Here is a 2,221-nt window from a genome sequence, read left to right on the forward strand (position 1 = left end):
GGTCGGTGAGGAGGTCGGAGCCGGTGTTTAGGGTGCGGCGGGCAGCGTAGAGCGGGTCGCCTTTGCGGCCGCGGTGGCCGGTGGTGGCCTGTTGAACCCGGCGGCGTGTCTCATCGAGGGCGTCCCCGGCGAGGCGGATCACGTGGAACGGGTCAAGGACCGGGACCGCGGTCGGAAGTTCTTGCGCGGCAGCGGTTTTGAAGCCGGTGAACCCGTCCATCGCGACAACCTCGATGGCATCGCGCCAGGCCTGATCCTGATCACTGAGCCAGGTGGCGAACACCTCACTCGAGCGGCCCTCGGCAGTGTCATAGCGTCCAAGCAACGCCCCCGCTGAGGGGCCTGGGGATGGAGGGTGCTGGTGGCTGGGACTCGGCGGATGTTGACCGCGGCGGATCGGGCGGAGATCGCGTCCGGTCTGAAGGCTGGGTGGTCGTTGACGCGGATCGCGAAGGGCATCGACCGGGCGACCTCGGTCGTCTCGCGGGGAGGTCAAGCGGAACTCGACCAAGACCAAGGGCTATCGGATGGTCGCGGCCGACGTCGCCGCCCAGCGCAAACGCGCCCGCCCCCAAGACCGCAAGGTCGCGCTGGACCCGGTCCTGAGGATGCGGGTGCTAGGGGATCTGAAACGGTCCCGCACGCCGCGCCAGATCGCGGGCCGGTTGACCCTGGAGGCCAGCGACGACACCGTGGAACTCATGAAGGGCTCCACGCCTGCCGAGGGCAAGACCGCCTCGCACGAGGCGATCTACCAGTTCATCTATGCGATGCCCCGCGGTGAACTGGCCAGGCACGGGATCTTCCTGCGCCGTAAGCAGACCCGGCGACGGCCACGCAAAGCCGCTGGTCGGCGCGGTGCGCCGATCCTCGGGATGGTCTCGATCGACGAGCGTGACCCGGACGCAGCCGACCGGCGGGTACCCGGGCACTGGGAATCTCAATGAAGAAGTCAAGTGGTGATCGGAACGTTGACGGTGGGTTCGACGTAGTGGGTGTTGTCGCGCAGCATGGCCCAGATGACGTTCATGCGTCGCCGAGCGAGAGCGATGAGGGCTTGCTTGTGTGACTTGCCCTCGGCGCGCTTGCGGTCGTAGAACGCTCGCGACGCTGGGCTGTTCTTGAGGCTCGACAGAGCGGCGAGATAGCAGGTCCGCAGCAGGCGACGGTTGAACCGGCGAGGTCGGTGCAGGTTCCCGCTGATGCGTCCGGAGTCTCGAGGGACGGGCGCGAGCCCGGCGACGCAGGCAAGCCGATCCACGTTCTCGAACGCATCCAGGGTCCCCCCGATCTGGGCGAGGAACGTGGCGGCAAGCACGGGCCCGAACCCCGGCATGCTGAGCAGATTGGCAGCACTCTGGTGTTGCGCGAGACGCTCCGTGATCTCAGCGTCGATGCCGGCGAGGTCCTCGTCGATCGCGATGATCGCCGCGGCGAGCTTGGTCACCAGCGCCGACCCGATCGATAGCGCGGGCAGCGCGGTGGTCTGCTCGTGGGCGGCATCGACCGCCGTCTTGGCGACGCCAGAACTGTTGCGGCAGCCCCGCGCCTTCAACCATGCGGCGAGCCGGGCGACGCCTATCCGACGAAGACTCTCCGGGGTCGCGTAGTGGCACAGCAGCACGAGGGCGGCCTTGTTCTTCGAGTAGTCGAAAGCCCGCTCCAACGCAGGGAAGTACTCGAGCATCGTCGCGCGCAGTCGGTTGATCGCGCGAACCCGATCATGGATCACGTCGAGGCGGTGAGATGTCAGCAAACGCAGACCGAGCGCGACGTCGGTGGCAATCCGGACGGGTTGCAGGTCCGTGCGCATCCGCGCCTGATCGGCGATGATCCGAGCGTCCTTCGCGTCAGTCTTCCCGTCACCCCGATACGTCGCCGAGGCGTGATGCACGATCCTGCCGGGGATATAGAGCAGCCGTTGCCCGTGAGCGGCGAGCAGAGCGATCAGCAACGCGGCACCACCATCGGTCAGATCCGTTGCCCAGCAAACCGGCTCTTCCCAAAGGAGAGTGTGGGTTGGGTGTGCGCGTCGCTGCTTGGTTGAGGGTCGAGGCCTTCCGATGATGGAGGTTCCTACGCCTTCGATCTGGAAGACCTCGACATGGCTGACGTTACCTTCACGCGCCCGGATCTGGACACCTTCGCCGGTGTGGACGGCTTGGGGCTGGTCATTACCGGGCAGCGGATCGAGGTGGGCCGGGCGGTGCTGGCGTGTCGG

1 protein-coding gene and 2 pseudogenes are annotated in these 2,221 nt (G+C 67.0%); 1 reads left to right on the plus strand and 2 read right to left on the minus strand.

Annotated elements, in window-relative coordinates; genetic code table 11:
- Positions 1 to 310 (minus strand): annotated as a pseudogene (locus BN11_RS16760) (ISL3 family transposase); the annotation flags it as partial.
- Positions 311 to 379: 69 nt separating this feature from the next.
- Here BN11_RS16760 and BN11_RS25365 point away from each other — a divergent pair.
- Positions 380 to 938 (plus strand): annotated as a pseudogene (locus BN11_RS25365) (transposase); the annotation flags it as partial.
- A 14-nt stretch (positions 939 to 952) separates the two neighbouring features.
- Here the strand turns inward: BN11_RS25365 and BN11_RS16770 are convergent.
- A complete protein-coding gene (locus tag BN11_RS16770) occupies positions 953 to 2,134 on the minus strand; it encodes an IS110 family RNA-guided transposase (RefSeq protein WP_407668006.1) in 1,182 nt (393 codons plus the stop codon).
- Between the last annotated feature and the right edge of the window lie 87 nt (positions 2,135 to 2,221).

The organism is Nostocoides australiense Ben110, from assembly GCF_001050535.1.
Classification (GTDB): domain Bacteria; phylum Actinomycetota; class Actinomycetes; order Actinomycetales; family Dermatophilaceae; genus Nostocoides_A; species Nostocoides_A australiense.